Origin of the sequence: Methylobacterium sp. 1973 (assembly GCF_040545035.1) — a bacterium.
Classification (GTDB): domain Bacteria; phylum Pseudomonadota; class Alphaproteobacteria; order Rhizobiales; family Beijerinckiaceae; genus Methylobacterium; species Methylobacterium fujisawaense.
This window is the reverse complement of record NZ_JBEPLA010000004.1, coordinates 78,399-104,006: the sequence shown is the minus strand read 5'-3', so window position 1 is coordinate 104,006 and position 25,608 is coordinate 78,399. Positions and strand designations below refer to the sequence as shown.

Genomic DNA, 25,608 nt, shown 5'->3' with positions numbered 1-25,608 from the left:
AAGGGCCTGCCGCATGCCGGGGTGCAGCCGCGCGAGCGCCGCCTCCCACGCACCGGCGGGTCGCGTCCAGGCGATGGCTGAAGCGTGCCGGGGCGCCTATGGCAGCGGGCTTCCCGCACTGCCCTGATCGAAGCTTCGGAACGAATCATGAGTCTCGCATCCGTGCGCGCCTTCTTCGCCGAGAAGGCGCCCGACATCGCGGTCATCGAGCTCGAGGCCAGCACCGCGACCGTCGCCGAGGCGGCCAAGGGCCATGGCGTCGCTCCGGCGCAGATCGCCAAGACCCTGTCGATCCGCGTGGGCGATCATGTCGCTCTCGTCGTCACCCGTGGCGACGCGCGTCTCGACAACAGGAAGGCCAAGGTCGTCTTCGGCGGCAAGGTGAGGATGCTCGATCTCGGCGAGGTCGAAGCGGTCACCGGCCACCCTGTGGGCGGCGTCTGCCCGTTCGGCCTGGCCACGCCCCTGCCCGTCTACTGCGACGTCTCGCTCCAAGCGTTCGACGAGGTGGTGCCGGCCGCCGGCGGCACCCACAGCTCCGTGCGGATCGCGCCGGCGCGGATGGCCGAACTGACCGGCGCCGCCTGGGTCGATGTCTGCGCGCTGCCGACCTGAGGGCTGCCCTCAGCGCCCGGTCCAGTTGGGCGAGCGCTTGCCCAGGAAGGCCTCCATGCCTTCGCGGAAATCCTGGCTCATGTAGCACATGAGGATCAGGTCATCGCCGGGATGTGGCGCGCCCTCGGCGACCGCCTCCTCCTCCGCCAGCCGCCGGAGTCCTTCCTTGGTCGCCTGCATGGTCAGCGGCGCGTGGTTGGCGAGGAGCTGCGCCAGGGTATCGACCCGCTCGGTGAGCGCGGCGCAATCGTCCACCATCTCGCCGATCAGCCCGATGGCCAGCGCCTCCTCGGCCCCGACCAGGCGGGCGGTGAAGATGATGTCCTTCACCCGCGCCGGCCCGATCAGACCGGAAAGCCGCTTCAGATTGCCCTGGCTCAGGCAATTGCCCAGCGTCCGGGCGATGGGGAAGCCGAAGCGGGCATCGCGGGTGGCGATGCGGAGGTCGCAGGCCGCCGCGATGGCCGCGCCGCCGCCCGTGCACGCACCCGCGATGGCCGCGATGGTCGGAACCCGCAGCCGCTCCAGGGAGCCCAGCACCTTGTCCATGAACCGCTCGTAGCCCAGCGCATCCTCCGCCGTGCTGAAGCTGCGGAACTGGGCGATGTCGGTGCCGGCCGCGAAAGCCTTCTCGCCGGCACCGGTGATGACCAGCGCCTTGATGGCCGGATTGCCGGCGATCGCCTCGCAGCAGGTGATCAGGCCCTGATACATCGCGAAGGTGAGCGCGTTGCGGGCCTGCGGCCGATTCAGGACGATGCGGGCGATGCCGGCCTCATCGGTCGTGAACAGCAGTTCGTCGGTGGCGGGCGTGGCACTCATGCGCGGGGTCTCCGGGTGGCGGGGTCAGGCCGCGGTCTCGCGGACCACGCCGCGCGCGATCAGCGCGTCGATCTCGGCCGAGGCGTATCCGGCCTCCGCCAGGATCGCCCGGGAATGCTCGCCAAGCAACGGGGCCGGCCCATGCACGCGCCCCGGGGTCTCCGAGAACTTCACCGGCAGGCCGAGGGTCTTCATGCGGCCGACCCGCGGGTGTTCGACCTCCACCACCATCTCGCGGGCGAGGGCCTGCGGATCCCGGTGCATGGCATTGACGTCGAGCACCGGCCCGGCCGGGACGCCGCCGGCTTCGAGCCGGGCGAGCCATTCGGCCGAGCTGTGCGCCCGGAAGACCGGTGCGAGGGTCGCGGCGAGTTCGTGCCGGTTGGCCATCCGGTCGCGATTCATGGCGAAGCGCGGGTCATCGGCGAGACTGTCGGCTCCGATCGCCTTCAGCAGGCGCAGCCAGTTGGTCTGGTTGGCCGCGCCGATGGTGATCCAGCCGTCGGCGGTCTCGAACGCCTCGTAGGGTGCGTTCAGCGGATGGGCCGAGCCCATCGGCCCCGGCGCGATCCCGGTCGCCATGGCGATGGCCGATTGCCAGTAGGTGTGGGTAATGCCCGCTTCGAACAGCGACGTGTCGACGGCCTGGCCCCGCCCCGTCCGGAGCCGGTTCGAATAGGCCGCCAGAACGCCCATGGCGGCCAGGATGCCGGCGGTGATGTCGGTGACCGGAGGCCCGCACTTCATCGGCGGCCGCCCCGGACCTTCGCCGGTGACCGACATGAGCCCGCTCATGCCCTGCGCCACGAGGTCGAATCCGGCCCGGTCGGCATAGGGCCCGGTGCGGCCGAAGCCGGACAGGGAGCAGTAGACGAGTTCGGGAAACTCCTCGCGCAGCGTCTCGTAGCCGATCCCGAGGCGCTCCATCGTGCCGCCGCGGTAGTTCTCGATCAGCGCGTCGGCCCCCTTGAGCAGGCGGCGCAGGACCGCGACACCGTCCGGGTCCTTCAGGTCGAGACTGATGCCGCGCTTGCCGCGGTTCATCATCATGTAGGCGGCGCTCTCGCCTTCCAGGGCCGGCGGAACGGTGCGACGCGTGTCGTCGCCGTCCATCTTCTCGACCTTGATCACCTCCGCGCCCATGTCGGCGAGCATCAGCCCGCAGACCGGACCGGCCATGATGTGGGCGAGCTCGATCACCCGCATCCCGGCGAGCGGACCGGACCGTTTCATCGCTTCCGCCATCGCGCGCTACTCCCCGGCCGCCACGGAGCCCACGCGACCATCGAGTGGCGGGGCGGGATCCACGAATTCCCGCTCGGGGTGCATCGTGAAGGCCAGCGCCGCACCGAGCAGGCACAGGCCGATCGAACCGACGAAGGGCAGCGTCCAGCTCCCCGTCATGTCGACGATCACGCCGAAGACGATCGGCGAGACGATCGCGGCCACGGCCGAACCGGTATTCATCAACCCGCTGGCGGTGCCGGCATATTTCGGCGCGATATCCATTGGCACGGACCAGATCGGCCCGATGACCAGCTCGGCGAAGAAGAAACCCGAGGACAGGAGCAGCGCCACCAGGGTCAGATCCCGCGTCATGAAAACGCCGGCGAGGCTCGCAGCGGCGCCGAGGAACCCGACGACGATCACCGACAGGCGGGCGAGCTTCACCTTGCCAGTCCGGTGCAGGATGGCGTCGCTCATCATGCCGCCAACCGTGTCGCCCACCACGCCGGCGAAGAACACGCCCGAAGCGAACAGCGCCGAGTTCTTCAGGTCGAGGCTGTAGTTCTCCTTGAAGAAGCTCGGCAGCCAGCCGAGGAACAGCCACAGGGTCCAGCCGTAGCAGAAATACGTGATGGTGACCGGCAGCATGCGGCGGGTCAGAGCGCCCCACGGGACGCTCTGCTTCGCCCCGACCTTGCGGGGCGGCGGCAGCGTGTCGAGTTCGGCCCGGGTGATCGCCGGGTGGTCGGAGGGATCGTCGCGGAAATACAGCCACCAGATCGCCACCCAGATAAAGCTCACGGCGCCGAGGATCACGAAGCTGGTCCGCCACCCGAAATGGAAGATCAGGAAGGCGACGATCGGCGGCGCCACCGCGTTGCCGAGGCGCGCGAAGGCGTGGGTGATGCCCTGGGCGAAGCCGCGGCGGCCGGGCGCGGTCCAGTTCTGCATTGCGCGGGTGGCGGTGGGGAAGGTCGCACCTTCGCCGAAGCCGAGCAGGACCCGGGCCAGGAACAGGCTCACCAAGCCGCCGACCATTCCGGTCAGGATCGTCGCGGCAGCCCAGATCACGCCGCAGGCGAGCAGCGTGCGCCGGGCGCCGAACTTGTCGCCGACCGACCCGCCGATCACTTGGAAGATCGCGTAGGGATACGCGAAGGCCGACAGAATCAGACCGAAATCGGTTTTCGACATCCCGAAATCGCGCATGATCTCTGCGCCGGCGGTCGCGATGTTCACCCGGTCCAGATAGGTGATGAAATACATCACGCAGAGCAGGCCGAGCACGCCGTTCGTGGCGCTGATGCGCTTCGACATCGACCGTTCCTCCCATCGGGGCGCCGCCGCTGGCGGTCGCCGGGCGCCTCGGCTGATGGACCGGACGCTCTTTCATAATGCATTATTCAAACGCGTCGCGCGGCAGAAGGCAACCGCCGACTTGTATCCGGCGCGCGATCGATCCGGTCGCTCCAACGGAAAACGGGGGCCGCTTGGGCCCCCGTTCTGGGTGATCGCGTTCGCGACGCGGGCTGTCAGGCCGTGACGGGCTGCAGCTGGTTCTGTTCGGCTTCGGTCGCTGCGCCCAGGGCCTTGCCGCGAGGCCCGACCCAGCTTCCGACCCACTTCCGCTGCCAGAGGGCGAGGCAGCCGAGCACGACCGCCGTGAAGGCGGCGTAGCCGATGAAGCCGATGGAGAACGACCCGGTATACTGCTTGGACAGGCCCATGACGTTCGGAAGGATGGCGCCTCCGAGGGCCCCGATCTCGCCGATCATCGAGCCGGCGACGGCGGTGTTGTTGGGCCACCGCAGGGGAACGAGCTGGAAGAGGGCGCCGTTGCCGGCCCCAAGCGCCGCGAAGCACAGCATGAACAGGATCGTGGTCAATGCCAGCGACGGGGTCGCCGTCAGGGACAGGAGCGTGGCGATCGCCGCGAGCAGCACCACCGACAGCACGGCGATCCCGCCCATCCGATCGGCGAAGTAGCCGCCGACGATCCGAATCCCCGAGCCCATGAAGGCCGCCAGCATGGTCAGGCGCCCGGCCTCGACCTTCGTCACGGCGAACTGCTCGTAGAAGAAGGTCGGCAGGAAGTTCGACAGGCCGATGAAGCCGCCGAAGGTGATGACGTAAATCAGCGAGAACGCCCAGCCATCCTTGGTGAAGAGGCAGGAGACGTGTTCCTTGAACGACTGGTGCTCGCAATCCGGCGGCTCCTTGGCGAGCACGATCATGATCGCCAGCGGCAGGAGCATGACGATGCCGGCGAAGGCGTAGGTGGTCTGCCAGCCATAGGCCTGCGCCAGCGGCGGGGCGAACAGCACGGCCAGCACGGTGCCAGAATTGCCGGCGCCCGCGATGCCCATCGCCAAGCCCTTGTGCTCCGGTGGGAACCATCCCGATCCGAGGGACAGTGCAACGCCGAAGGACGCGCCGGCGATGCCCAGCAGGACGCCCATGGCGAGCACGTCGTTGTAGGACGAGACGAAGAGATATCCGTAGGCCATCGCCAGCATGATCACGCTCATCTCGGTGATCGCGGCATTCTTGCGGCCGATATACTGGGCCAGGATCCCAAGCGGGAAGCGCATCAGCGCCCCGGCGAGGATCGGAAGGGAGATCATGAAGCCGGTCTGGGCCGGCGTGAGCTTGAAGGTCTCGGTGATGAACGGGCCCATGGCGCCGTTCAGGACCCAGATGGCGAAGCAGAAGTCGAAATAGAGGAATGCCGCGAACAGCGTCGGGGGGTGACCCGACTTCATCACCGTTTTGAAGCTGGCCATAGCTGGTGCTCGTCGAAAGGAGGCGAACCGCTGCGCGGTCGCTCATGCCGGGGATCCGGACTCACACCGTCCGCTGTTTGGAGCGCCGTTGCTCCGCCGCCGCAGCAGGCGCGGCTGATCGAGCAATGCAGCATGCGTGCCACGTCGGGTTTGATGCGCGACGCGCCGATCGCCCCAAACGGGCGGGCCCGGGATCGGGTCGGAATCGATCCAACCGCTGCCGTTCATCGAGGCAGGCCTGCCGAGTAAACGGGCGGCCGGACGGCGCCATCACGGATCGGTGAGCGCCGCAGCTCGTAATGGTTGCTGCATGCGCGCAACACAGGGGCGGAGAAACGGTCCGGAAGACCCAGTAAATTGCCTTCGATCACGGTCGGCAACTTGGCGGCAAAGCGTGAGTTTTGCTAAGCCCCGGGACGAGCTCCGCCGCGACTTCGTGCAGGCCCGCTCGATTGCGCGCCGCGGCAAGTCCCGGTGTCGCCTCCCGAGGAATTTCGATCCATGTCCGCCTCGATCCGTCGCCTTCTCCTGGCCGGCTTCACAGTCCTCGCCTTTGCCTCGACCGTTCACGCCCAGGGCCGCGGCCCGGTCGGCGATGCCGGCATCGACGGGTTCGGCGATGACGGCCAGCTCTATCAGGATCAGAGCGGTGCGCTCTATGTGCGTCGCGGCGGCCGCTACCTGCCCTATACGGGCCGCACGGATTTCGTGCGCCCCGCCCCGGCGGTCCAGGCGCCCGTCGCGCCTCCAGCCGCCAGCTTCGACCCCGACGCGACCGTCCCGGCCCGTCCGGGCGGGGCACCGCCCGCCGAAGGTCTTTCGCCCCTGGAGGCCGCGAAGGCGAAGGCCATCCTGCGCGCGCCCGACAACGAGCCGATCGATTACGCCAAGATCTATGGCCCGATCACCGACGACGTGTTCCCGGTGCAGGCGTTCAACTACAAGAAAATGAACCCGGCCTTCTTGCGCCAGGAGATCGCCTATCACGGGCCCTACGAGCCGGGGACGATCATCGTCGACCCGCGGGCCCACCAACTGACCCTGGTGGAAGGCAACGGCCGGGCCCGCCGCTACGGCGTCGGTGTCGGCAAGCAAGGCTTCTCGTGGTCGGGCACCGCGACGGTCAATTCCAAGCAGGCCTGGCCGGATTGGTACCCGCCCAAGGAGATGATTGCCCGCAGCCCGAAGCTCGCGAGCGAGGTCGACAAGCTGCAGAGCGGCCTCGGCGTCTCGGGCGGCCTGCGCAATCCCCTCGGCGCCCGGGCCATGTACCTCTGGCAGGGCAACAAGGACACGCTGTTCCGCATCCACGGGACTCTGGAGCCTTTCTCCATCGGCAAGAGCGTGTCGTCGGGCTGCATCCGCATGATCAACCAGGACGCGATCGACCTGTTCAGCCGCGTCAATGTCGGCACCAAGGTGGTCGTGCTGAATTGATGCCCGGCTGAACCGCGATCAGCCGCGCCGCCGGTAGAACCGGCGGCAGCGGCCTGCGGCTTCAGGTTAAGCCGCGGCGGTGCTCGCCGAGGATTCGCCGGACCGTGCCGGCCTCGGAACGGTAGACCAGCGTCTCGGTCTGGATCCGGTCCGGTCGGAATCGGACGCCCCGCAGAAGCGCCCCGTCCGTGATGCCCGTGGCGGCCACGATGACGTCGCCGCTCGCGAGGTCGGTCAGATCGTATTTCCGGTCGAGATCCTCGATGCCCATCTCGGCGGCCCGGCGCCGCCGGTCGGGGGTGTCGAGGATCAGGCGTCCCTGCATCTGGCCGCCGATGCAGCGCATCGCCGCGGCGGCCAGGACGCCTTCGGGAGCCGCCCCGGTTCCGAGATAAAGGTCGATGCCCGTCTCCTCGGGGCTCGCGGTGAAGATGATCCCCGCGATGTCGCCGTCCGAGATCAGGCGGACCGCCGCGCCGGCCGCCCGCACCTCGGCCACGAGGGCGGCGTGCCGGGGCCGGTCGAGGATCAGGGCCGTGATCTGCTTCGGCTCGACCCCCTTGGCCCGGGCCAGGGCAGCGATGTTGTCGGTGGGACTGGCGTCGAGATCGACGAGACCCGGCGGATAGCCCGGTCCGATGGCGATCTTCTGCATGTAGACGTCGGGGGCCGCGAGGAGCGAGCCGCGCTCGGCCATCGCCATGACCGCGATCGCCCCGGGCATGTCCTTGGCGCAGAGGGTCGTTCCCTCCAGCGGATCCACCGCGATGTCGACCTCCGGCCCCTCGCCGAGACCGAGCTGCTCCCCGATGAACAACATCGGCGCCTGGTCGCGCTCCCCCTCGCCGATCACCACGGTTCCGCGGATGGGCAGGCTGTTCAGCTCGTCGCGCATCGCGTCGACCGCCGCCTGGTCCGCCGCCTTCTCGTCGCCCTGGCCGCGCAATCGCGCGGCGGCGATGGCGGCGCGCTCCGTGACCCGGGCGAGTTCGAGGGCGAGCGTGCGCGGGACGCCGCGCGATGCCGACTTGGGGGCCTCAGCCATGGTTTCCTGCCTTTGTCCGAGCCCGATCTTGAAGTCGGATCCCGGGTGGACGCCGTCGAATGACGGCCGCCAAGCCTATACCCCTGTTCGCGGGCGCCCACTATCCTGCATCAAGGCCTCGCGGATCACCGTCCGGCATGCACTGTTATTCGCGCTCGATCCGGATCACCTGCGGCGGCTCCGCCAGCAGGCCGTCGGCGCCGATCGCGTCGAGGGCGTCCCGGATGTTACCCTCGGTCGCCGCATAGGTGATCAGCACCAGCGGCACGGGCCGTCCGGAGCGGCCGTGCGGATCCGTCTCCGCGCCCTCGATGCGGCGTTGCAGGATGCTCTCCAGGGATATCTCCCGCTCGGCCATCCGCTGAGCGACACCCGCCGCGACGCCCGGGCGATCATGGACGGTGAGGCGGATGTAGTAGCCGCCCTCGTGCCGCTGCATCTCCACGCGCTCACTGGGGCGCATCGCGGCGGCCGGATTGCCGAAGGTCGGGCGGATCACGCCGCGCGCCACGTCGGCGATGTCGGCCACGACCGCGGAGGCCGTCGCCTCGCCGCCGGCACCGGGACCGATCAGCGTCAGCTCGCCCACCGCATCCGCGTCGATCGTCACGGCGTTGGTCACGCCCATGACCTGCGCGATGGCGGAGGATTTCGGCACCATCGTCGGGTGGACCCGCTGCTCGATGCCGGCCTCGGCCGCCTGCGCGACGCCGAGGAGCTTGATCCGGTAGCCGAGCTCGTCCGCCATGCGCAGGTCGAGAGGCTGCACCCGGGAGATGCCCTCCACCGACACGCCCTCGGCGTCGACTGCGGTCCCGAAGGCCAGGCTCGTCAGAATCGCGAGCTTGTGGGCCGTGTCGAAACCTTCGACGTCGAAGGTCGGATCGGCCTCGGCGTAGCCCAGGGCCTGCGCATCCTTCAGGCAGGCCTCGAAGGTCAGGCCCTCGCGCTCCATGCGGCTGAGGATGTAGTTGCAGGTGCCGTTGAGAATTCCGTAGACGCGGGAGATCGTGTTGCCCGGCAGGCCCTCGCGGAGGGTCTTGATCACCGGGATGCCGCCGGCCACCGCCGCTTCGAAGGCGAGGGCTACGCCCTTGTCCTCGGCGCGCGTGGCGAGGGCGGCACCGTGGCGGGCAAGCAGCGCCTTGTTGGCGGTCACCACCGGCTTGCCGGCATCCAGCGCCGCCTCGACCACCGCCTTGGCCGGTCCTTCGGCGCCGCCGATCAGCTCGACCACGCAGTCCACGGAACCGGACCGGGCGAGCGCCACCGGATCGTCGAACCATTCGATGCCGGCGAGGTCGAGGCCGCGGTCCCGGGTGCGGTCGCGCGAGGACACCGCCGTGACGCGGAGATCGAGGCCCGCGGCGGTGAAGGCGGCGCGGCGGCGCTCGACCATCCGGACCACGGCCGCACCGACGGTCCCGAGTCCGGCGATCCCGAGGCGAAAGCTCACTGTCATGACCCCTTCCGTACCCGGGCGACCGTGATGGGCCGGGCGCCCGATGCGGCGCACTTCTGCAAGAATTCCGCACCGCCCGCAAGGAAACGGCCCCGGATCGCCGGACGGCTCACCCGGCGGACTCGCGGTGCCGCACCGCCGTCGCCACCAGGGCGTAGAGGATGACGGCGTTCAGCACGTGCCAGAGCGGATGGGTGCCGGTCGGCAGAAGCGTGCAGGCGGCCTGATCGGCGGTCCGCGCGGCGAGCGAGATCAGGAACAGGAGGCCGATCCCGGCGAGCCGCCGCCCGGTCCCGAGAAAGCGCTCCTCCGGCCGACGCGTGACCGCGCCCGCAATCCCGAACAGCGCCAGCAGAGCGGGCAGGTAGTCGACCGATCCGTTGGTGAGCCGCGCGACGTCGAGGCCGGTAAGCCCGTCGAGCACGGGCGTGAGGGCGAAGCCGAGGAGCGCGAAGCCCCCCGTCGCCGCAGCGACCCGGATCGGCGCCAGCCTCAGGAATCGCCGCAGGGCGAGCGCGAGATACGCGTAGATGAACAGGGCGATCGGGATCACGTCGGCCAGCATCGACCAGTAGATCGCCAGCGTGTGAAACAGGAACGAGCCGATGCCCACCACCGCGACCAGGGCGGATAGGGCGAGGCCGGCTCGGTCCGGCGGCTCGGCTGCGGAGGCGCGTCGTGCGGCAGCGGCAGCCGCCACGAGGAAAGCCGCGTTCGACAGGGCGTTGGCCGGCTCGGCCCAGAATTGCGGACCGCCGCGCTCGCAATAGGCTCTCACCGGCTCGAACCAGTCCATCCGCCGACCCTAGATCCCCGTCCTTGCGCCGGGATGGCCTTGTCAGCGCGACGCGAAGCGCGGATGACGGCCCGGCGGCGACCGGAAGCGAGGCGATGCGGATCACCACCTGGAACGTCAATTCGATCAAGCAGCGGCTCCCGCATCTTCTCGCCTTCCTCGAGGAGGCTCGGCCCGACGTGGTCTGCCTGCAGGAACTCAAGTGCCAGGACGAGGCCTTCCCGCGGGCCGACATCGAGGCGGCGGGCTACGCGGTCGAGACGCTGGGCCAGAAGGCCTATAACGGCGTGGCGCTCCTCGTCCGGGAACCGCTCACCCTCTCCGAGATCCGGCGCGGGCTTCCGGGCGATGCGTCGGACGAGCAGGCCCGCTACATCGAGGCGCTCATCTCCGGCGCGGAGACGCACCCGGTCCGCGTGGCGTCGATCTATCTGCCGAACGGCAATCCGGTGGACAGCCCGAAATATGCCTACAAGCTCGCCTTCATGGAGCGGCTGCGGCTCCACGCCCGGGCACTCCTGCAGGACGAGATCGCGGTGGTGCTGGCGGGCGACTACAACGTCATCCCGGAACCTGCCGACGCGGCCGATCCGGAGGCTTGGCGCTCCGACGCGCTCTTTCTCGGGACGACCCGCGCGGCGTTCCGGGCGCTTCTCGCCGAGGGCTATACCGATGCGCTGCGCGCCTGCGACCCGCGCGATGGGCTCTACACCTTCTGGGATTACCAGGCCGGTTGCTGGCAGCGAAATGCCGGGATCCGCATCGATCACGTGCTGCTGTCGCCCCAGGCCGGCGACCGCCTGGTCTCGGCCTCGGTCCAGAAGCATCTGCGCGGGCTCGATAAGCCGTCGGATCATGTGCCGGTGACGGTGGAACTGACGGCCGGCTGAAAAGATAACCCATGTTGGCGGGCGCAGCGACCAGACCGGTCGCCGCCCGTCTTTCAGCTCAGGAGCCACGCTTGATCGTCTACGGTACCGGCTATTCGCCCTACGTCCGCAAGGTCCTAGTCTCGCTTGCCGAGAAGGGCATCGCCTACGAGCACAGGCCTGTGATGTTCCACGCGCCGGATGCCGACTTCCAGGCGGCGAGCCCGCTCGGGAAGATCCCAGCCATCGAGGACGACGGTTTCCGCCTTGCCGATTCATCGGCGATCCTCTGGTATCTGGAGCGGAAGCACCCGACGCCGGCCCTCGTTCCGACCGAACCGAAGGCGCTCGGCCGCGCCGTCTGGTTCGACAAGTTCGGCGACACCGAACTGTTCGCGAAGCTGATCGTGCCTTTCGTCCAGCGGGTGCTGAAACCCAACATGATGAAGCAGCCGACCGACGAAGGTGCGGTCGCCCAGGCGCTCGACACGGACCTGCCGCCGCTGTTCGACTATCTGGAGCGCGAGATCTCGGGCCCGTATCTGGTCGGTGACGCGTTCAGCATCGCCGACATCTCCATCGCGACCAGCTTCTACAATCTGCACTTGGCGCAGGCGAAGGTCGATGCCGACCGCTGGCCCAAGCTTGCGGCCTATGTCGACGCCACGCTGGCGCGGCCGTCGTTCAAGGCCGCACTCGAGGCCAAGAAGGGCTGAACCGGCCGGGCGGTCCGGCGGCGGCGCTCAGCGCCGCCGCCGGATCGAGCCCACGGTTTGCAGTTGCGTTTGCGCCTCGGCGCGGTCGTCCTCGCTCGCGGCCGCCCAGTTCTTGTCGTAGAGCGCGACGATCCAGTCGTCCTTCCGCGCTTCTGCCCCTTCCCGCGCGAGGGAGAGCCACATCAGGCCCCTCACCCGCTGGATCGGGATCCCGCCGAGACCGTTGACCAGCATGTCCCCGAGCAGTGCCTGCGCCGGATGGTGGCCCTTCTCGGCCGCGAGGTTGAACCAGCGCGCCGCCTGCTTCGGATCGGCCTCGACGCCCGTGCCGTCGAGGTAGAGCCGGGCGAGATTGTACTGCGCGTTGGGATCTCCGTAGTACGACGCGGCGTAGTTGAACATGTCGTAAGCACGTTCGGGATTCGGGCGCACGTAGGTGCCCTTGATCCCTTCCAGGAAGTAGGTGCCCAGAGCCGTGAAGGCGCTCCCCAGAACCGCCGAGTTCTGCGGGTCGGGTCCGTCATCGGTGCTGGCATCGGCGATCCGGGAGAAGAACTCGAACGCCTTCAAGTCGTCATGGGGTACGCCGTCGCCGTCGGCATACATCCGGCCGAGCTTCCACAGAGCCAGGGCGTGGCCCTGGCCGGCCGCGTATTCGAGGGCGCGGGCCGCGCCCTGCTTGTCGCCGGCATTGTACTCCCGCATGCCGGCCCGGAGCGCGTCCTTGGCCGAGCGATAGCTCTTGTCGGCGACCGGCACCTGAACGGGCGTGCGGACATTGGCGTCCAGCGCACGCGAGGTCTCGACCGGAAGCGCAAGCAAAGCGAGCGCCCAGGTCGCGACGGCGAGGCCGCGGGCGAACCGGAACCGACCGGGATCGGCCCCGACCGGCGCCCTGCGCCGGCTGAGGTCAGTCCTAGACGTCCGCATAGCTCTGCGTCTCCTTGGCACCTCCCGGATGGGTCACGGCGCCGTAAAGCGCCGGGCCGACGCCTTGCGCGTATTTCCAGAGGTAGCCGGAGGCCGCGGAGTTCGGACGCGGCGTCCAGGCCTTCCGCCGCTCGGCGAGTTCTTCGTCCGAGAGAGCGACGCTGAGCGTGCCCTGGATGGCATTGAGGGTGATGACGTCGCCGTCGCGGATCAGGCCGATCGGACCGCCCACGGCGGCTTCGGGTCCCACATGGCCGACGCAGAAGCCGCGTGTCGCGCCCGAGAAACGCCCGTCGGTGATCAGCGCCACCTTGTCGCCCATGCCCTGCCCGTAGAGCGCCGCGGTGGTCGACAGCATCTCGCGCATGCCGGGACCGCCCCGCGGCCCCTCGTAGCGGATGACGAGAACCTCACCTTCCTTGTAGCTACGCGACTGCACGGCCGCGAAGCAGGCCTCCTCGCCGTCGAACACCCGGGCCGGGCCGGTGAAGACCTGCTTCTCGGCCGGGATGCCCGCGACCTTCACGATGGCGCCCTCGGGGGCGAGGTTGCCCTTCAGGCCCACGACGCCCCCGGTCGGGGTGATCGGCCGGTTGGCCGGGTAGACGACGTCCTGGTCCGGGTTCCAGGTCACCCGGTCCATGTTCTCGGCGATGGTGCGGCCGGTGACCGTCAGACAGTCGCCGTGCATGAAGCCGTGGTCCAGGAGCGTCTTCATCAGCAGCGGGATGCCGCCGACCTCGAACATGTCCTTGGCGACGTAGCGCCCGCCGGGCTTCAGGTCGGCGATGTAGGGCGTGCGGCGGAAGATCTCCGCCACGTCGAACAGCGTGAATTCGATGCCGCATTCATGCGCGATGGCCGGCAGGTGCAGGGCGGCGTTCGTGGAGCCGCCGGAGGCGGCCACCACGGTGGCGGCGTTCTCCAGCGCCTTGCGGGTGACGATGTCCCGCGGGCGGATCCGATTCGCGAGAAGCTCCATCACCTTCTCGCCGGCGGTGGCGCAGAACTTGTCGCGGATCTCGTACGGGGCCGGGGCGCCGGCCGAGTAAGGCAGCGCGAGGCCGATCGCCTCGGAGACGGTTGCCATCGTGTTGGCGGTGAACTGCGCGCCGCAGGCGCCGGCCGACGGACAGGCGACCTGCTCCAGCTCGTCCAGATCCTCCAGGCTCATGTCGCCGACGGCGACCTTGCCGACGGCCTCGAACAGATCCTGGACGGTCACGGGCTTGCCGCGGAACGAGCCCGGCAGGATCGAGCCCCCGTAGATGAAGATCGAGGGGACGTTGAGGCGCACCATGGCCATCATCATCCCCGGCAGGGACTTGTCGCAGCCGGCAAGTCCCACCAGGGCATCGTAGGCATGGCCCCGCATGGTCAGCTCGACCGAATCGGCGATGACCTCGCGGGACGGCAGCGACGCGCGCATGCCGCCATGGCCCATGGCGATCCCGTCGGTCACCGTGATGGTGCAGAATTCGCGCGGCGTGCCGTTGGCGGCGGCGACGCCCTTCTTCACCGCCTGCGCTTGGCGCATCAGCGAGATGTTGCAGGGCGCGGCCTCGTTCCAGCAGGAGGCGACGCCGACCAGCGGCTGGTGGATCTGCTCGCGCGTCAGACCCATGGCATAGAGATAGGAGCGGTGCGGGGCGCGGTCGGGCCCCTCTGTGACGTGGCGGCTCGGCAGCTTCGACTTGTCGTTCAAACGCGTCACCATGACTTCAGACCAAGCCTTCGCACAGCCGATCCCGAGGGTGCGCTGAACCGCGGCGCGTCGCCGTTCGCGAAGCGCCGGGATATTCATCCGCGTGCTCGGGAAGTCCTCGTTTCCGATCGGTAAATCGTTGTCGAGATTGCCGTTTACCGCGGATCTTGAGGTGGGCCCGGACTATGGCGGGATCGCGGCGTTTACAGGCAGGTCTCGGGGCGGAGCCGGGATCGTTTTACGGTGTTGCGACCCCGCCACAGCCACGCTTGCAGCCATTTCGCTCGCCAGGACCAAAAGAAGGACAATCGCGACGGCACCGCCCGGTGATCCGCCTCGATCCGTCTAGTCTTCAGGATCAGCGCGGATCTCCGCAGAGGAATCCGGCCGCGCCGCGGCAAAACCGGCCGGAGATCGTCGGCGCAGCATTATCGCCGTGCGCGGTCTGCGCCGGAAAGACCTGGGCGGATCGGGAAATAACCCGTGGGACCGGATCCGCGGCTCGCTCGAACGCGGGCCCTGCAGGACCGCACCATAGCCCGCCCGGGACAGGGCGTATGTCCAGGCGACCCCACCGGTGGGCACGCTTTCGGATGCGGGAAGACGATCCCGTGACGGCGTCCGCCGGCGAACGGCCGGACGGGATCACAGGATCACGGGATGGCCTGATCCCAGGCGGGTCGCGGCTCAGGCCGCTCCGCTCTGCGGCGCCGGGATCTCGGTGGAGATGGCGTCGACCGTGCGCGGCATCGGGCTGCCCTGCCCGTCCGCGCGCTGAATCCGCACCTGCTGGTTGACCGGCTGCATGTTGCCGAAGGGCGTCGAGAAGGCGATCTCGGCGGCATCGCGTCCGACGCCGATCCGCACCAGCCCGTCGAGGTCGGCTTGCCGTGTGGCGTCGAACAGCCACCAGCGGCCGTCGAGATAGGCTTCGAACACGGCGTGGAAGTCGCTCGGAACGAGCCCGTGGGCGTAGCAGCTCACGAACCGGGCCGGGATGCCGAGAGCCCGGCAGAAGGCGGCGCCGAGATGCGCGAAATCGCGGCATACGCCGGCGCGCTTGAGCAGCGACTCATGCGCGGTGGTCTCGCCGTCGCTGGAGCCCGGCTGATAGGCGATGTGGTCGTGGATCCAGTTGCAGATCTGGTTCACGCGGGCATAGCCCTTGGGCAGCGCGCCGAATTCGGCCAGAGCGAACGGCGTCAGCCGGTCCGAGGACACGAACCGGCTCGGCAGCAGGAAGGGCAGGATGTCGAGGGGCAATTGCCCGATCGGCGTCTCGTTGATCGTCGCGGGATCGGCCCGATGCACCGTGAGATCGACCTCGGCATTGTACTCCAGCGCGAACTGGCCGGTCGGCACGTTGACCGCGAGATAGCGGTTCTGGTGGTCGGGCGTGGTGTAGAGGTCGCGCTTGAGGTTCGGCGTCAGGACCAGGCTCTCGGTCAGGATCTCGACGCTCTTCAGCTTCGCCACCTCCAGATTGAAGATGAAGGTGGTGTCCGACAGGATATTGTAGGACAGGCTGCAACCGAGGATGTAGCGCATCGGATCTCCTTGCCGGATGACGGCCTATCCGCCGCCCAAGCAAGGGGCGCGCCCGATCGTGGGTTCCGGATCAGGCGCGCCGCGGCAGCATCAGCACCGTGAGCGAGCGCACGCCCTGCGCGCCGTGGATCAGCACGCCCTCGATGTCGGCGGTCGCCGACGGTCCGGTGTGCAGCACCGCGTAGGCCGAGCGGCCGAATTCCGGCCGGCGATAGGCGGCCTGCACGTTGGGCACGATATCGGCGGGATCGAGCAGAACGACGAGGTGCTGCGCGAGATAGGCGACCGCGTTGACGATCAGCTGATCCTCCGTGAACAGCACCGATCCCGTCTCGGCGATGCCGAACACGGCGCGCACCACCGCCACGTCCACGTCCTCGACCTCCTGCGGGGCGCGGACGCTCCGAAGGTCCCGGTTGCCGGTCAGTTCCGGTACCGCGGAGGCAATCACCTGGGCTGCATCGAGTCGCTCGCGGACCCCCGCGAAGACATCACCGGCGCCGGGCTCCGCCACCCGGCCGCCCATCCGCTTCAGCCGCTCGCCGAACTCGGCCACATGGTCGTCGCCGACGAGGGGCATGAACAGCGGCACCTCCGGCAGCGGGAAATCGCCGGCTGGCCGGTTCCTGCGGATGCCGTCCAGGATCGCGTCGCGGGCGCTCATCGACGCGTGTCCTTCATGCGGTTCTGCTTGTACCAGGCGTGGAAGGTCTGGCGCGGTGCGTCGGGCATCTCGCGCTTCTTCCCCCAGGTGTTGAGCGGATTGTAGACGGCGAAACGCGGCAGGACCTTCAGGGCGGAGTCCGCCGCGCCGATCGCGGCCCGGTAGGCGGCCGGGCGCGACAGGACCGCGCCGGCGGCTTTCATCATGCCCTGCTTGAGCGCCGGGATCTGGTGCTCCTCGACCAGCACCTTGCGCCACGCGAAGATCTGCTCGTGGATGTTGATCTTCACCGGGCAGACGTTGGTGCACGAGCCGTTCATCGTCGAGGAGAACGGCAGCGTCGAGTATTTGCGCTTGTTGAAGGTCGGATCGATGATCAGCCCGATCGGTCCCGAATAGGTCGCCCCGTAGGAGAGGCCGCCCGAGCGCCGGTAGACCGGGCAGGTGTTCATGCAGGCGCCGCAGCGGATGCATTTCAGGGATGTCCAGAACTCCTCCATGCCGAGGCGCTCGGAGCGGCCGTTGTCGACCAGCACCATATGCATCTCGGTGCCCGCCCGCGGCGCGCGGAAATGCGAGGTGTACTGGGTGATCGGCGAGCCGAGCGCCGAGCGCGACAGCAGGCGGATGAAGACGCCGAGATGCTCGACCTTCGGGATGATCTTCTCGATGCCGATTGAGTGGATCTGCAGCGGCGGCACGTTGCCGGAGAGGTCGGCATTGCCCTCGTTGGTGCAGGTGACGACCGAGCCGGTCTCCGCGATCGCGAAGTTGCAGCCGGTCATGCCTGCATCGGCCTTCAGGATATAGGGGCGGGTCGTCTCCCGCTGGCTCTCGGCGAGATAGTGGGCGTCGTCGTTGTCCGGGTCCGTCCCGAGCGTCTTGGCGAAGACCTCGGCCACGTCCATCCGGGTCTTGTGGACCGCCGGCGCGACGACGTGGCTCGGCTCCTCGTTGTCGAGCTGCTGGATCCGCTCGCCGAGGTCGGTCTCGATCACCTCGATCCCGTTCGCCGCCATGTGGTGGCGGAAGCCGCACTCCTCGGTGAGCATCGACTTCGACTTCACCAGCGTCTTGGCGCCGTGGCTCCGCAGGATCTCCAGGACGATCCGGTTGTGGTCGGCCCCGTCCTTGGCCCAGTGGACATGGACGCCGTTGGCTTTCGCGGCTGCCTCGAACTGCTCGAGATAGCGGTCGAGATGGCTCAGCGTGTGCGTCTTGATCTGCGAGGCGAGCTCGCGGAGCTCCTCCCATTCGGGAATGCCGTGGGCCGAGACGTCGCGCTTCTTGCGCAGGTCCCACAGCCGCTCGTCGTGGGCAGCCTGGTGCAGCGGCGCGGCGAGGAAGCGCTCGGCGGCCTCGGACTGATTGATCGGACGGTCACCCCGGATCTTCGCGCCGCGGGGCTGCGGCTCACGGACCTGGGGCGCGCGGATCGGCTTCGAGGCCGCCTCGGCGTGCTGGAGGCGCCGTCCGTCCTGCGCGCGTTCACTCTCGTCGTGGCTGGCGCGCACCTCCGGGTGGATGACGCCGTCGCGCTCGCGGGGATTCAGATCCTCGGCGCTCATGCGGTGGCTCCATTCAGCACCTGGGCGATGTGGATGTACTTGAGGGGCAGGCCCAGGCGCTCGGCGCAGCCCTTCTGGTGCATGAGACAGGAGGAATCCGCCGAGACGACATATTGGGCGCCGGCGCGATTCTGGTCGGCCACCTTGTCGTAGCCCATCTTGGCCGAGACGGCGGGCTCGAACACCGAGAAGGTCCCGCCGAAGCCGCAGCACTCGTCCGGCCGGGCGAGATCGACGAGCTCGACACCCTTGACGAGGCGCAGCAGGTCGAGGGGCTTCGAATAGTAGGGCTTCACCAACTCGGATGGCCGCGCGTGATGGATGCCACGCAAGGCGTTGCAGTTGGTGTGATAGGCGACCTTATGAGGGAAGTTCGTCCAGGGCAGGTCCTCGACCTTCAGCACGTCGTGCAGAAATTCCACCAGCTCGTAGGTGCTGGCGCGGACGTGGCGCACCGCGTCGGTCTGGGGGATCGCGGTGAGATGCTCGCGGACTTGGTGGACGCAGGACCCCGATGGCGCGACGACATAGTCGAAGCCGGAAAAGTTCTTCACGAACAGCGCTTCGGTGGCGGCGGCTTCGGCGTGGCAACCGGTATTGGCCATCGGCTGACCACAGCACGTCTGATCGTAAGGGTATTCCACAGTGCAGCCGAGCCGCTCCAGCAGCTCGAGGGTGGCGATCCCCACCTCGGGCTCGAAGGCGTCGACGTAGCACGGCACGAACAGGCCGACCCGCATGGTGCGACAACTCCCTGAAGATCGGCCGCGCGGCGATCTGGAACGGTTCAAGATTGGTGGTGGGTCTACCGGATGTCGCTGATCTTGGCGAGATCGGACACTGCGTCACCGGGCCCGCTGTAACGCAGCGCGCCGTTGATGCGGGGTCCGCAGCCCCTCCGTCTTCCAGGCCGTGGATCCGCGGTCAGGGGACGTCGTTCCCGGGGCTTGGCGGTCGGCGTCGTCGATCCGGTCGAGGGGTGACGCTCCTCCGTGCGCAGCCGGAGAGTTTCCCGAGGATGCTGGGCCGCGCGCTTGATTTCCGACGCCTCAGAGTCGAATGACGTCTGGAAGCGTTCCGAAGAGATCATCACCATGGAAGAACTGCTCGCCCGCGTCACCACCCGCACCGGGCTCGACGCCGCGACCGCTCAGACCGCCATCGGGCACATCCTGGCCTTCCTGCAGAAGGAAGGGCCGGCGACCGAGGTCGGTCAACTCCTGGCTGCCCTGCCGGGCTCCGAGTCCCTGATCGCCGAGTCGAATGCCGGCGAGAGCGGCGGCGGCGGTCTGATGGGCATGCTCGGCGGCATGATGGGCGGCGGCGGCGTCATGGCTTTGGGTCAGAAGCTGATGGCCGCCGGTGTCCCGATGGGTCAGATGCAGCCCCTCGGCCAGGAGCTGTTCGCTTTCGGTCGCGAGAAGGTGGGCGAGGACGCGATGGGCCCGATCATCGGCTCGATCCCCGGCTTGAACCAATTCGTCTGACGCCCATCGATGTGCGCGGTCGCACTGCATTCGGGTGCCGCCTGGACGAAGGTAAAAAAGAGGTTTCGAGGCGAAAGCTTGACGGAACCTGTCCACGCGATCCCCGTTATTAGGGATGCGGGCTGGATCGACGCCTTTGGCAGTGTCCAGTTCCGCTCTCAAGCAGGCCGGCCATGCCCGTCTTCGAAGCCAAAAACCTGGACAGCGAGTTTGAAGGGCAGACCCTGCTCGCTGCCATCCTGCATCCGACCCGCGCGGCGCAGACCCGCGCTCTGAGGCACGGGCGCCAACGGGCGGAGCGCGCGGCGGCCTTGGCCGATCCGATGACGATCGAGCCGCGTTTCCCGATTGCGCCCGGCGAACTGGCCCCGACCGGCTGTCCCAGCCGCTGAGGCTGTTCGGATTCGGTCAGCCTACCAGGGCTGCGACGTGACGAGACCCTGGCGCGTCACGACCACCCATTCCCGTCCGTGTCGCTCGACGCCTTCCACGCGACCGACGCCCGGAAGGATGTCGCCGGGCGAGACCTCGACCAAGCGGCGGCGCCGGTTCTCCAAAACCGCCGTGCCCTCGTAGACGTCCCGCAGAGCCCAGCCTTCGATCACCGGCGGCCTGTCGAAGGCCGCCGGTTTCGGCTTGGTCTCGCCAATCTTGGCCTCGCCTGTCTTAGCCTCGCCTGCCTTGGCCTCGCCCACCTTGGCGTCCGCCGCCTTGACCTCGGGCTTCCCCTCGCTGGCGCGGGCGGGCTCGCCGATGCTTCCCGTCTGGGTCGGCTCTGCCTTCGCGGCGACCGGTGTCGCGGCTGTCCGGCGCTCAAGCTGCGCGGCAAGGCCGGTGAGCCGGGCGGTGTGCTCGCGCTCGACCTGCTCAAGGCGCTCGCCGAGCGCCGCGACCTTGGCATTGAGAGTCTTGTCCACCTGCGCCAGACGCTCGCCGAGGGCGCTGCTGCGGGTCGCGGCCTCTTTCCGCGCGGCGTCGGTTGAGGCGCGAAGGTCGGCGAGGACGGTGTGGAGCTGCGCGATGTCGCCGGCCAGCCGAACGGTTTCGGTCCGGCCGGCATCGAGCGTGGTTTCGAGAGCCGCAATCGCATCGGGCCGCACGGCTGCCGGGCGGGAGAGCACCATCACGCTCCCGCCCAGAATTGCGCCGACGGCCAAAGCCGCGCCTGGGAGCGCGAGCCGCTTATGATCGAGGCGCGACAGGAACGGACGAGCGAAGCCCTTGCCCGCGGGAGGCTCCACGGACGCGGTCGCCGCCGGGGCAACTTCCGCCTTTCCGGTCACCACAGCTTTGAGCAGATCCGCCGGCGAGATGCCCTCGGAAACGGCCTGCTTGGCTTGGATCTTCGTCATCGCCCCGAACTCCGCACGCGGCCTCGCGCTGCAAGCGTTCGTTAAGGACGTTTGTTTACGAAACCCTTACCGTGGGCGCGTGGCTCAGGCCGCCAGACCACGCTTCTTCAACAGCGGTTCGATACTGGGCATCCGCCCTCGGAAGGCCGTGTAGGCCTCGCGCGGATCGCGCAGGTTGCCGGCACCGTACACGAAGGTCCGCAGCCGCTTGGCCGTCTCCGGATCGAAGATGTCGCCCGCTTCGCGGAACGCGTCGAACGCGTCCGCATCGAGCACCTCCGACCAGAGATAGCTGTAGTACCCGGCCGCGTAGCCGTCCCCCGAGAAGATGTGGGCGAAGTGCGGTGTCCGGTGCCGCATGCTGATCTCGGCGGGCATGCTGATCCGCCGCAACGCTTCGGACTCGAAGACGGGGACGTCGAGCCCGGCCTCGCCCTCCGCCGAGAGATGCAGCGTCATGTCGACGATGGCCGAGGCGGTGTACTCCACCGTGGCGAAACCCTGGTTGAAGGTCCGTGCCGCCAGCAGCTTCTGCAGCAGGGCGTCGGGCATCGGCTCGCCGGTCCGATGATGCCGCGCGTGGGCGCGTAGGACCTCCGGCTGCTCCAGCCAATGTTCGTAGAGCTGCGAGGGCAGTTCGACGAAGTCCCGCGACACGGCCGTCCCGGACAGGAGCGGGTAGGTCACGTCCGATAGCAGACCGTGCAGGGCGTGGCCGAATTCGTGGAACAGGGTGCGTGCGTCGTCGAAGGACAGCAGCGTGCTCTCGCCGTCCGGCGCCTTGGCGAAGTTCATCACGTTGACGATGATCGGCGTGATCGGGCCGTTCAGGCGCTCCTGCGAGCGGAAGGCGCTCATCCAGGCGCCGGACCGCTTCGAGGCCCGGGCGAAATAATCGCCGAGGAAGAGGCCCACCTCGGACCCGTCGGGATTGCCGACCCGCCAGACCCGGACATCGGGATGATACCGGGGGACGTCGGAGAGTTCCGTGAAGGTCAGGCCGAACAGCCGCGAGGCCGTGTCGAACGCCGCCTCGATCATCCGCTCCAACGGCAGGTAGGCCTTGATCTCACTCTCGTCGAGGTCGTGCTCGGCGCGACGCACCTTCTCGGCGTAGTGCCGCCAATCGTGCGCCTGGAGCGCGAAGTTGTGGCCTTCGGCCTGGATCGTCGCCTGGAGGCGGTCCCGCTCTTCGGCCGCCCGCGCCCGGGCGGGCGTCCAGACGTCGCGCAAGAGCCCGGTCGCCGCTTCGGGACTCGCCGCCATCGTGTCGTCGAGGGCGAAATGGGCGAAGCTCGCGAACCCGAGAAGCCGCGCCCGCTCCGCGCGCAACCGGATGATCTCGGCGAGGATCGCACGGTTGTCGGTCTCGCCGCCGTTCTCGCCGCGCCGGGTCCAGGCCGCATAGGCGCGCTCGCGCAGGTCGCGCCGGGTCGAGAAGACCAGGAAAGGCTCGATCAGCGAGCGCGACAGAGTGATGACGTGCCCGTCGAGGCCGCGCTCCTTGGCGGCGCTCTCGGCGGCGGCCCGCAGGAACGGCGGCAGGCCGGCCAGATCCTCCTCGCCTCGAAGCGGCAGGATGAAGCTGCTCTCGTCGGCCAGGAGGTTCTGGCTGAACCGGGTGCCGAGTTCCGACAGGCGTGCCGCGATCTCCGCCATACGGGCCTTGTCCTCGGGCGCGAGATCGGCCCCCGACCGCCGGAAGCGGATCCGGTATCGGTCGAGGACCCGGCGCTCCTCCGGCTCCAGGCCCTCGGGCGCGATCGCCGAGATCCGGGACCAGAGCTCGGGATTCAGGTAGATGGCGCTTCCATGCCGGGCGAGCTTGGGGCCGATCTCGCGCTCGATGGCCTGAAGCTCCGGATTCGTATGGCTGCCGGTCAGATTGTAGAAGACGCCGGCGACGCGCTCGAGGGCGAGGCCGGCCCGCTCCATGGCCTCCACGGTGTTGCTGAAGGTGGCCGGAGCGTCCTGGCTCGCGATCACGCGAATCTGGGAAGCGTGGGCCTCTAGCGCCGCTGCGAAGGCCGGCCCGTAGTGCTGCGGTTGGATCCGCTCGAACGGCGGAAGGCCGTGCGGGGTGCTCCAATGCGCCTCGCGGAAGGGATTGTCCTGCGGCAGGCTCGGGAGCCCGGCATCAGCTGCGTCCGACATGCGGTCCTCAACGATACGTCCACGCGACGCCGCGTCTGTCCGCGCCGCCGGTGCGCCGACATGGGGTCTGCCGGCGCGATCGGAAAGACAGTGGCCCGTTCGACGGGTCCGTCAACCACATGGGCGCGATCCGAATGGCGTCTCGTCCGTTGTAGAGGCCAACGCCCACGCTTCGAGGCCCCATGCCGGGATGCACTCTGTCGATCCGCCCTCCGTCCGTCATGCGCGCCGGGGTGGCCCTTGCATTGGCGCTCGGCCTGCTCGCCGCCGATCCGGTCGGGGCCGCCGAAACGCCCGCCGCCACGGTGCCGACGCCCCCGCCCCTGCCGCCCGAACGCCCTGAGACGCTGAAGCCACCCATTGCGGAGCCGGCGCCGCCGACCCCGCCGGCCCGGCCTCCGGAACTGAAGCCTGCCGTCGCGGAGCCGGCGAAGGAGCCGGTCAAGGATCCCGGCCGGGAAAAGGCCTCCGAATCCGCGAAGGAAAGCCCGAAGGAAGGCTCGAAGGAATCCGCGAAGGAGGCGTCCAAACCCGAGATCCCGACGCCGCCACCCGCGCCGCCCGAGCGCCCGCCGGAACTGTCCGGCGGGGCGGCCCTGGCCCTTAAGGTCTCGCCGCCGGACGATACGGCCTGCCGGACGCGCCTGAAGCGACTCGGCGTCGATTTCGAGCCGCTGGCGCCCATCGCGGAAGGGCAATGCACCGCTCCGCTGCCGCTTAAGGTGACGAAATTCGCCGACGGCGTGGCGCTGCCGCAGGGCGCGACATTGACCTGCCGGGCCGCCGAAGCCCTGGCGCGCTGGGTCACCGAGGTGCAGGTCGAGGCCGAGCGGACGTTAAAGCATCCCCTGACCGCCCTTGAACTGGGCGGCTCCTATGTCTGCCGAGGCCAGAATCACGACATCGATGCCAAGCTGAGCGAGCATGCCTTCGCCAATGCCGCCGACATCATGGGCTTCGCCTTCGCCGGACGCGCAAGCATCCCCGTGAAGGCGATGCCGGACGGCTCCGAGGAGGCGCAGTTCCTGGGCGCGGTGCGCACCAAGGCCTGCGGCTTCTTCCGCACGGTCCTGGGGCCGGGTTCGAACGCCGCCCACGCCAATCATCTTCATGTGGACCAGCGGGAGCGCAATGCGGGCCACCGGCTGTGCGAGTAGCCTCGCGTGGAACGTTCCGGCCGGCTCGGCGCTTTTTGGCACGGGAGCGCCTCCGCTCTCCGGAATTGCGACGTCGATGATCCCAAAATCCTGGCGGCCCGTTGGCGCGGCTCTCGTGGCGAGCTGTCTCGTCGTGCAAGGCGCGGCGGCCAAGCCCGAGAAAGACCGGAAGACCGAAGCGGCGCAGTCGCCGGCGCTCACCGCCGACACCGTGAACGCCGCCGCCCTGGCGCCCCCGGAAGCGGGCAAGGATCGGGATGCCAAGCCGAACACGAAGGCGCGCCGGGCCGCTGCGTCCGCGGAGAAGCCCGACCCGCTGATCGTCAAGGCGCAGGTGCTGCTCGACCGGGCGCATTTCTATCCCGGCGCGATCGACGGCCGGACCGGCGAAAACTATAAACGCGCGCTCTCCGCCTACGCTGTGGCGCAGGGGCTTCCGGCGACGCAGAGCCTGAATCCTGAGGTTTGGGACAAGCTCCAGGCGACGAGCGATAAACCCGTCGTCACGGACTATACGATCACCGAGTCCGACGCCTCGGGGCCCTATGTCGAGCGGATCCCGCCCAAGATGGAGCAGCAGGCCGAGCTCAAGACGTTGGGGTACACCAATGCCCGCGAGATGCTCGCAGAACGCTTCCACATGGGCCGTGACCTCGTCAGCGAGCTCAATCCCGGCAAGTCCCTGGACAAGGCCGGCACGGTCATCGCCGTCGCGGCCGTGGAGCCGATGGGGACCGACAAGCCGAAGGCCAAGGACCTCCCCGAAAGTCCGAAGGTCGAGCGCATCGAGGTCGGCAAGGCGAGCCGCGACGTCCGGGCCTTCGGCGCCGACGGAAAGCTGCTGGCCTACTACCCCGCCTCGATCGGCAGCTCCGAGAAGCCAGCGCCTAGCGGCGACACCAAGGTGAAGGGCGTCGCGTTCAATCCCGACTACACGTACAATCCGAAATACGCATTCAAGGGCGTGAAAGCGCAGCACAAGTTCACCATCCAATCCGGTCCCAACAACCCGGTCGGTCTGGTCTGGATCGATCTGGCGATCCCGAGCTACGGCATCCACGGAACGCCGGAGCCCGAGAAGGTCGGCAAGACCGAATCCCATGGGTGCATCCGGCTGACCAATTGGAATGCCCGCGACCTTGCCGCGCATGTCACGCGCGGTGCTGAGGTCGTCTTCAAGGAAGACTGATCACCCGGCTTCGATCCGCCCGGCTGCCGGGCGGACAAAAATGTATCAGGCGTTAACATAGCGCGCGGTCGTGCCATCGGAA

General features: G+C 68.6%; 23 protein-coding genes. 8 read left to right on the top strand and 15 right to left on the bottom strand.

The features are described 5' to 3' along the window. The first annotated feature begins 147 nt into the window (after positions 1 to 147). Positions 148 to 615: a YbaK/EbsC family protein gene (locus ABIC70_RS10030; protein ID WP_354439638.1), complete on the top strand. Its 468-nt coding sequence runs from the start codon at positions 148 to 150 to the stop codon at positions 613 to 615. Positions 616 to 624: 9 nt separating this feature from the next. Here ABIC70_RS10030 and ABIC70_RS10025 read toward each other — a convergent pair whose 3' ends face one another. The 4 genes from ABIC70_RS10025 to ABIC70_RS10010 all read right to left on the bottom strand — a co-directional run bounded on the left by ABIC70_RS10025 (position 625) and on the right by ABIC70_RS10010 (position 5,447). Beyond that, the gene (locus ABIC70_RS10025; protein WP_354439636.1) at positions 625 to 1,437 is read right to left on the bottom strand and encodes an enoyl-CoA hydratase/isomerase family protein; all 813 of its coding nucleotides are present in this window, start codon (positions 1,435 to 1,437) and stop codon (positions 625 to 627) included. Between the two features lie 24 nt (positions 1,438 to 1,461). Beyond that, positions 1,462 to 2,682 (bottom strand): CaiB/BaiF CoA transferase family protein, encoded by a 1,221-nt coding sequence (locus ABIC70_RS10020; RefSeq protein ID WP_075380445.1) that lies wholly within the window; start codon positions 2,680 to 2,682, stop codon positions 1,462 to 1,464. A 6-nt stretch (positions 2,683 to 2,688) separates the two neighbouring features. Further along, a complete protein-coding gene (locus ABIC70_RS10015) occupies positions 2,689 to 3,981 on the bottom strand; it encodes an MFS transporter (RefSeq protein WP_043380055.1) in 1,293 nt (430 codons plus the stop codon). A 215-nt stretch (positions 3,982 to 4,196) separates the two neighbouring features. Continuing rightward, the gene (locus ABIC70_RS10010) at positions 4,197 to 5,447 is read right to left on the bottom strand and encodes a nitrate/nitrite transporter (RefSeq protein ID WP_279898138.1); all 1,251 of its coding nucleotides are present in this window, start codon (positions 5,445 to 5,447) and stop codon (positions 4,197 to 4,199) included. A 501-nt stretch (positions 5,448 to 5,948) separates the two neighbouring features. Here ABIC70_RS10010 and ABIC70_RS10005 point away from each other — a divergent pair. Beyond that, the gene (locus tag ABIC70_RS10005) at positions 5,949 to 6,884 is read left to right on the top strand and encodes a L,D-transpeptidase (RefSeq protein ID WP_043758118.1); all 936 of its coding nucleotides are present in this window, start codon (positions 5,949 to 5,951) and stop codon (positions 6,882 to 6,884) included. A 61-nt stretch (positions 6,885 to 6,945) separates the two neighbouring features. Here ABIC70_RS10005 and glpX read toward each other — a convergent pair whose 3' ends face one another. The 3 genes from glpX to ABIC70_RS09990 all read right to left on the bottom strand — a co-directional run bounded on the left by glpX (position 6,946) and on the right by ABIC70_RS09990 (position 10,187). Continuing rightward, complete coding sequence (glpX, locus tag ABIC70_RS10000; protein ID WP_354439635.1) at positions 6,946 to 7,929, bottom strand: class II fructose-bisphosphatase; 984 nt, start codon at positions 7,927 to 7,929, stop codon at positions 6,946 to 6,948. Positions 7,930 to 8,074: 145 nt separating this feature from the next. Beyond that, positions 8,075 to 9,391 carry a homoserine dehydrogenase gene (locus ABIC70_RS09995; RefSeq protein WP_354439634.1) on the bottom strand — a complete coding sequence of 439 codons (1,317 nt, stop codon included), beginning with the start codon at positions 9,389 to 9,391 and terminating at the stop codon, positions 8,075 to 8,077. A 109-nt stretch (positions 9,392 to 9,500) separates the two neighbouring features. Further along, positions 9,501 to 10,187 (bottom strand): ceramidase domain-containing protein, encoded by a 687-nt coding sequence (locus ABIC70_RS09990; RefSeq protein ID WP_274927088.1) that lies wholly within the window; start codon positions 10,185 to 10,187, stop codon positions 9,501 to 9,503. Positions 10,188 to 10,282: 95 nt separating this feature from the next. Between ABIC70_RS09990 and xth the strand changes: the two genes are divergently transcribed. Continuing rightward, entirely contained in the window at positions 10,283 to 11,077 is a 795-nt protein-coding gene (gene xth / locus ABIC70_RS09985) for an exodeoxyribonuclease III (RefSeq protein ID WP_274927087.1), read from the top strand. A gap of 71 nt (positions 11,078 to 11,148) precedes the next feature. After that, positions 11,149 to 11,772 (top strand): glutathione S-transferase family protein, encoded by a 624-nt coding sequence (locus tag ABIC70_RS09980; protein ID WP_043380068.1) that lies wholly within the window; start codon positions 11,149 to 11,151, stop codon positions 11,770 to 11,772. Positions 11,773 to 11,799: 27 nt separating this feature from the next. On the opposite strand, the gene ABIC70_RS09975 is transcribed toward ABIC70_RS09980, so the two are convergent. From ABIC70_RS09975 to ABIC70_RS09950, 6 genes are all read right to left on the bottom strand, one after another. Next, complete coding sequence (locus ABIC70_RS09975) at positions 11,800 to 12,702, bottom strand: tetratricopeptide repeat protein (protein WP_043345803.1); 903 nt, start codon at positions 12,700 to 12,702, stop codon at positions 11,800 to 11,802. Further along, complete coding sequence (ilvD, locus tag ABIC70_RS09970) at positions 12,689 to 14,419, bottom strand: dihydroxy-acid dehydratase (protein ID WP_354439630.1); 1,731 nt, start codon at positions 14,417 to 14,419, stop codon at positions 12,689 to 12,691. The genes ABIC70_RS09975 and ilvD overlap by 14 nt, the downstream gene beginning before the upstream one ends. Before the next feature lie 675 nt (positions 14,420 to 15,094). Then, positions 15,095 to 15,955, bottom strand: coding sequence for a transglutaminase-like domain-containing protein (locus ABIC70_RS09965; RefSeq protein ID WP_043345809.1), 861 nt, complete (start codon positions 15,953 to 15,955; stop codon positions 15,095 to 15,097). A gap of 70 nt (positions 15,956 to 16,025) precedes the next feature. Then, positions 16,026 to 16,619, bottom strand: coding sequence for a LutC/YkgG family protein (locus ABIC70_RS09960; protein WP_354439628.1), 594 nt, complete (start codon positions 16,617 to 16,619; stop codon positions 16,026 to 16,028). Further along, entirely contained in the window at positions 16,616 to 18,187 is a 1,572-nt protein-coding gene (locus ABIC70_RS09955; protein ID WP_043380074.1) for a lactate utilization protein B, read from the bottom strand. Before ABIC70_RS09955 ends, ABIC70_RS09960 begins: the two co-directional genes overlap by 4 nt. Next, a complete protein-coding gene (locus ABIC70_RS09950) occupies positions 18,184 to 18,927 on the bottom strand; it encodes a (Fe-S)-binding protein (protein WP_043380077.1) in 744 nt (247 codons plus the stop codon). The genes ABIC70_RS09955 and ABIC70_RS09950 overlap by 4 nt, the downstream gene beginning before the upstream one ends. A gap of 354 nt (positions 18,928 to 19,281) precedes the next feature. Between ABIC70_RS09950 and ABIC70_RS09945 the strand changes: the two genes are divergently transcribed. Beyond that, positions 19,282 to 19,674 carry a DUF2267 domain-containing protein gene (locus ABIC70_RS09945; RefSeq protein ID WP_043345824.1) on the top strand — a complete coding sequence of 131 codons (393 nt, stop codon included), beginning with the start codon at positions 19,282 to 19,284 and terminating at the stop codon, positions 19,672 to 19,674. A gap of 173 nt (positions 19,675 to 19,847) precedes the next feature. Then, the gene (locus ABIC70_RS09940; RefSeq protein ID WP_043345819.1) at positions 19,848 to 20,066 is read left to right on the top strand and encodes a hypothetical protein; all 219 of its coding nucleotides are present in this window, start codon (positions 19,848 to 19,850) and stop codon (positions 20,064 to 20,066) included. Positions 20,067 to 20,087: 21 nt separating this feature from the next. Here the strand turns inward: ABIC70_RS09940 and ABIC70_RS09935 are convergent, their stop codons facing one another. Both ABIC70_RS09935 and ABIC70_RS09930 read right to left on the bottom strand, forming a co-directional pair. Further along, on the bottom strand, positions 20,088 to 21,026 hold the full coding sequence (locus tag ABIC70_RS09935) for a hypothetical protein (protein ID WP_354439625.1): 939 nt from the start codon (positions 21,024 to 21,026) through the stop codon (positions 20,088 to 20,090). Between the two features lie 84 nt (positions 21,027 to 21,110). Continuing rightward, positions 21,111 to 23,180 carry a M3 family metallopeptidase gene (locus ABIC70_RS09930; RefSeq protein ID WP_354439623.1) on the bottom strand — a complete coding sequence of 690 codons (2,070 nt, stop codon included), beginning with the start codon at positions 23,178 to 23,180 and terminating at the stop codon, positions 21,111 to 21,113. A gap of 182 nt (positions 23,181 to 23,362) precedes the next feature. On the opposite strand from ABIC70_RS09930, the gene ABIC70_RS09925 reads away from it, so the two are divergent. Further along, on the top strand, positions 23,363 to 24,337 hold the full coding sequence (locus ABIC70_RS09925; RefSeq protein ID WP_354439621.1) for an extensin family protein: 975 nt from the start codon (positions 23,363 to 23,365) through the stop codon (positions 24,335 to 24,337). A gap of 76 nt (positions 24,338 to 24,413) precedes the next feature. Then, a complete protein-coding gene (locus tag ABIC70_RS09920) occupies positions 24,414 to 25,526 on the top strand; it encodes a L,D-transpeptidase family protein (protein WP_354439619.1) in 1,113 nt (370 codons plus the stop codon). Positions 25,527 to 25,608: the final 82 nt, after the last annotated feature.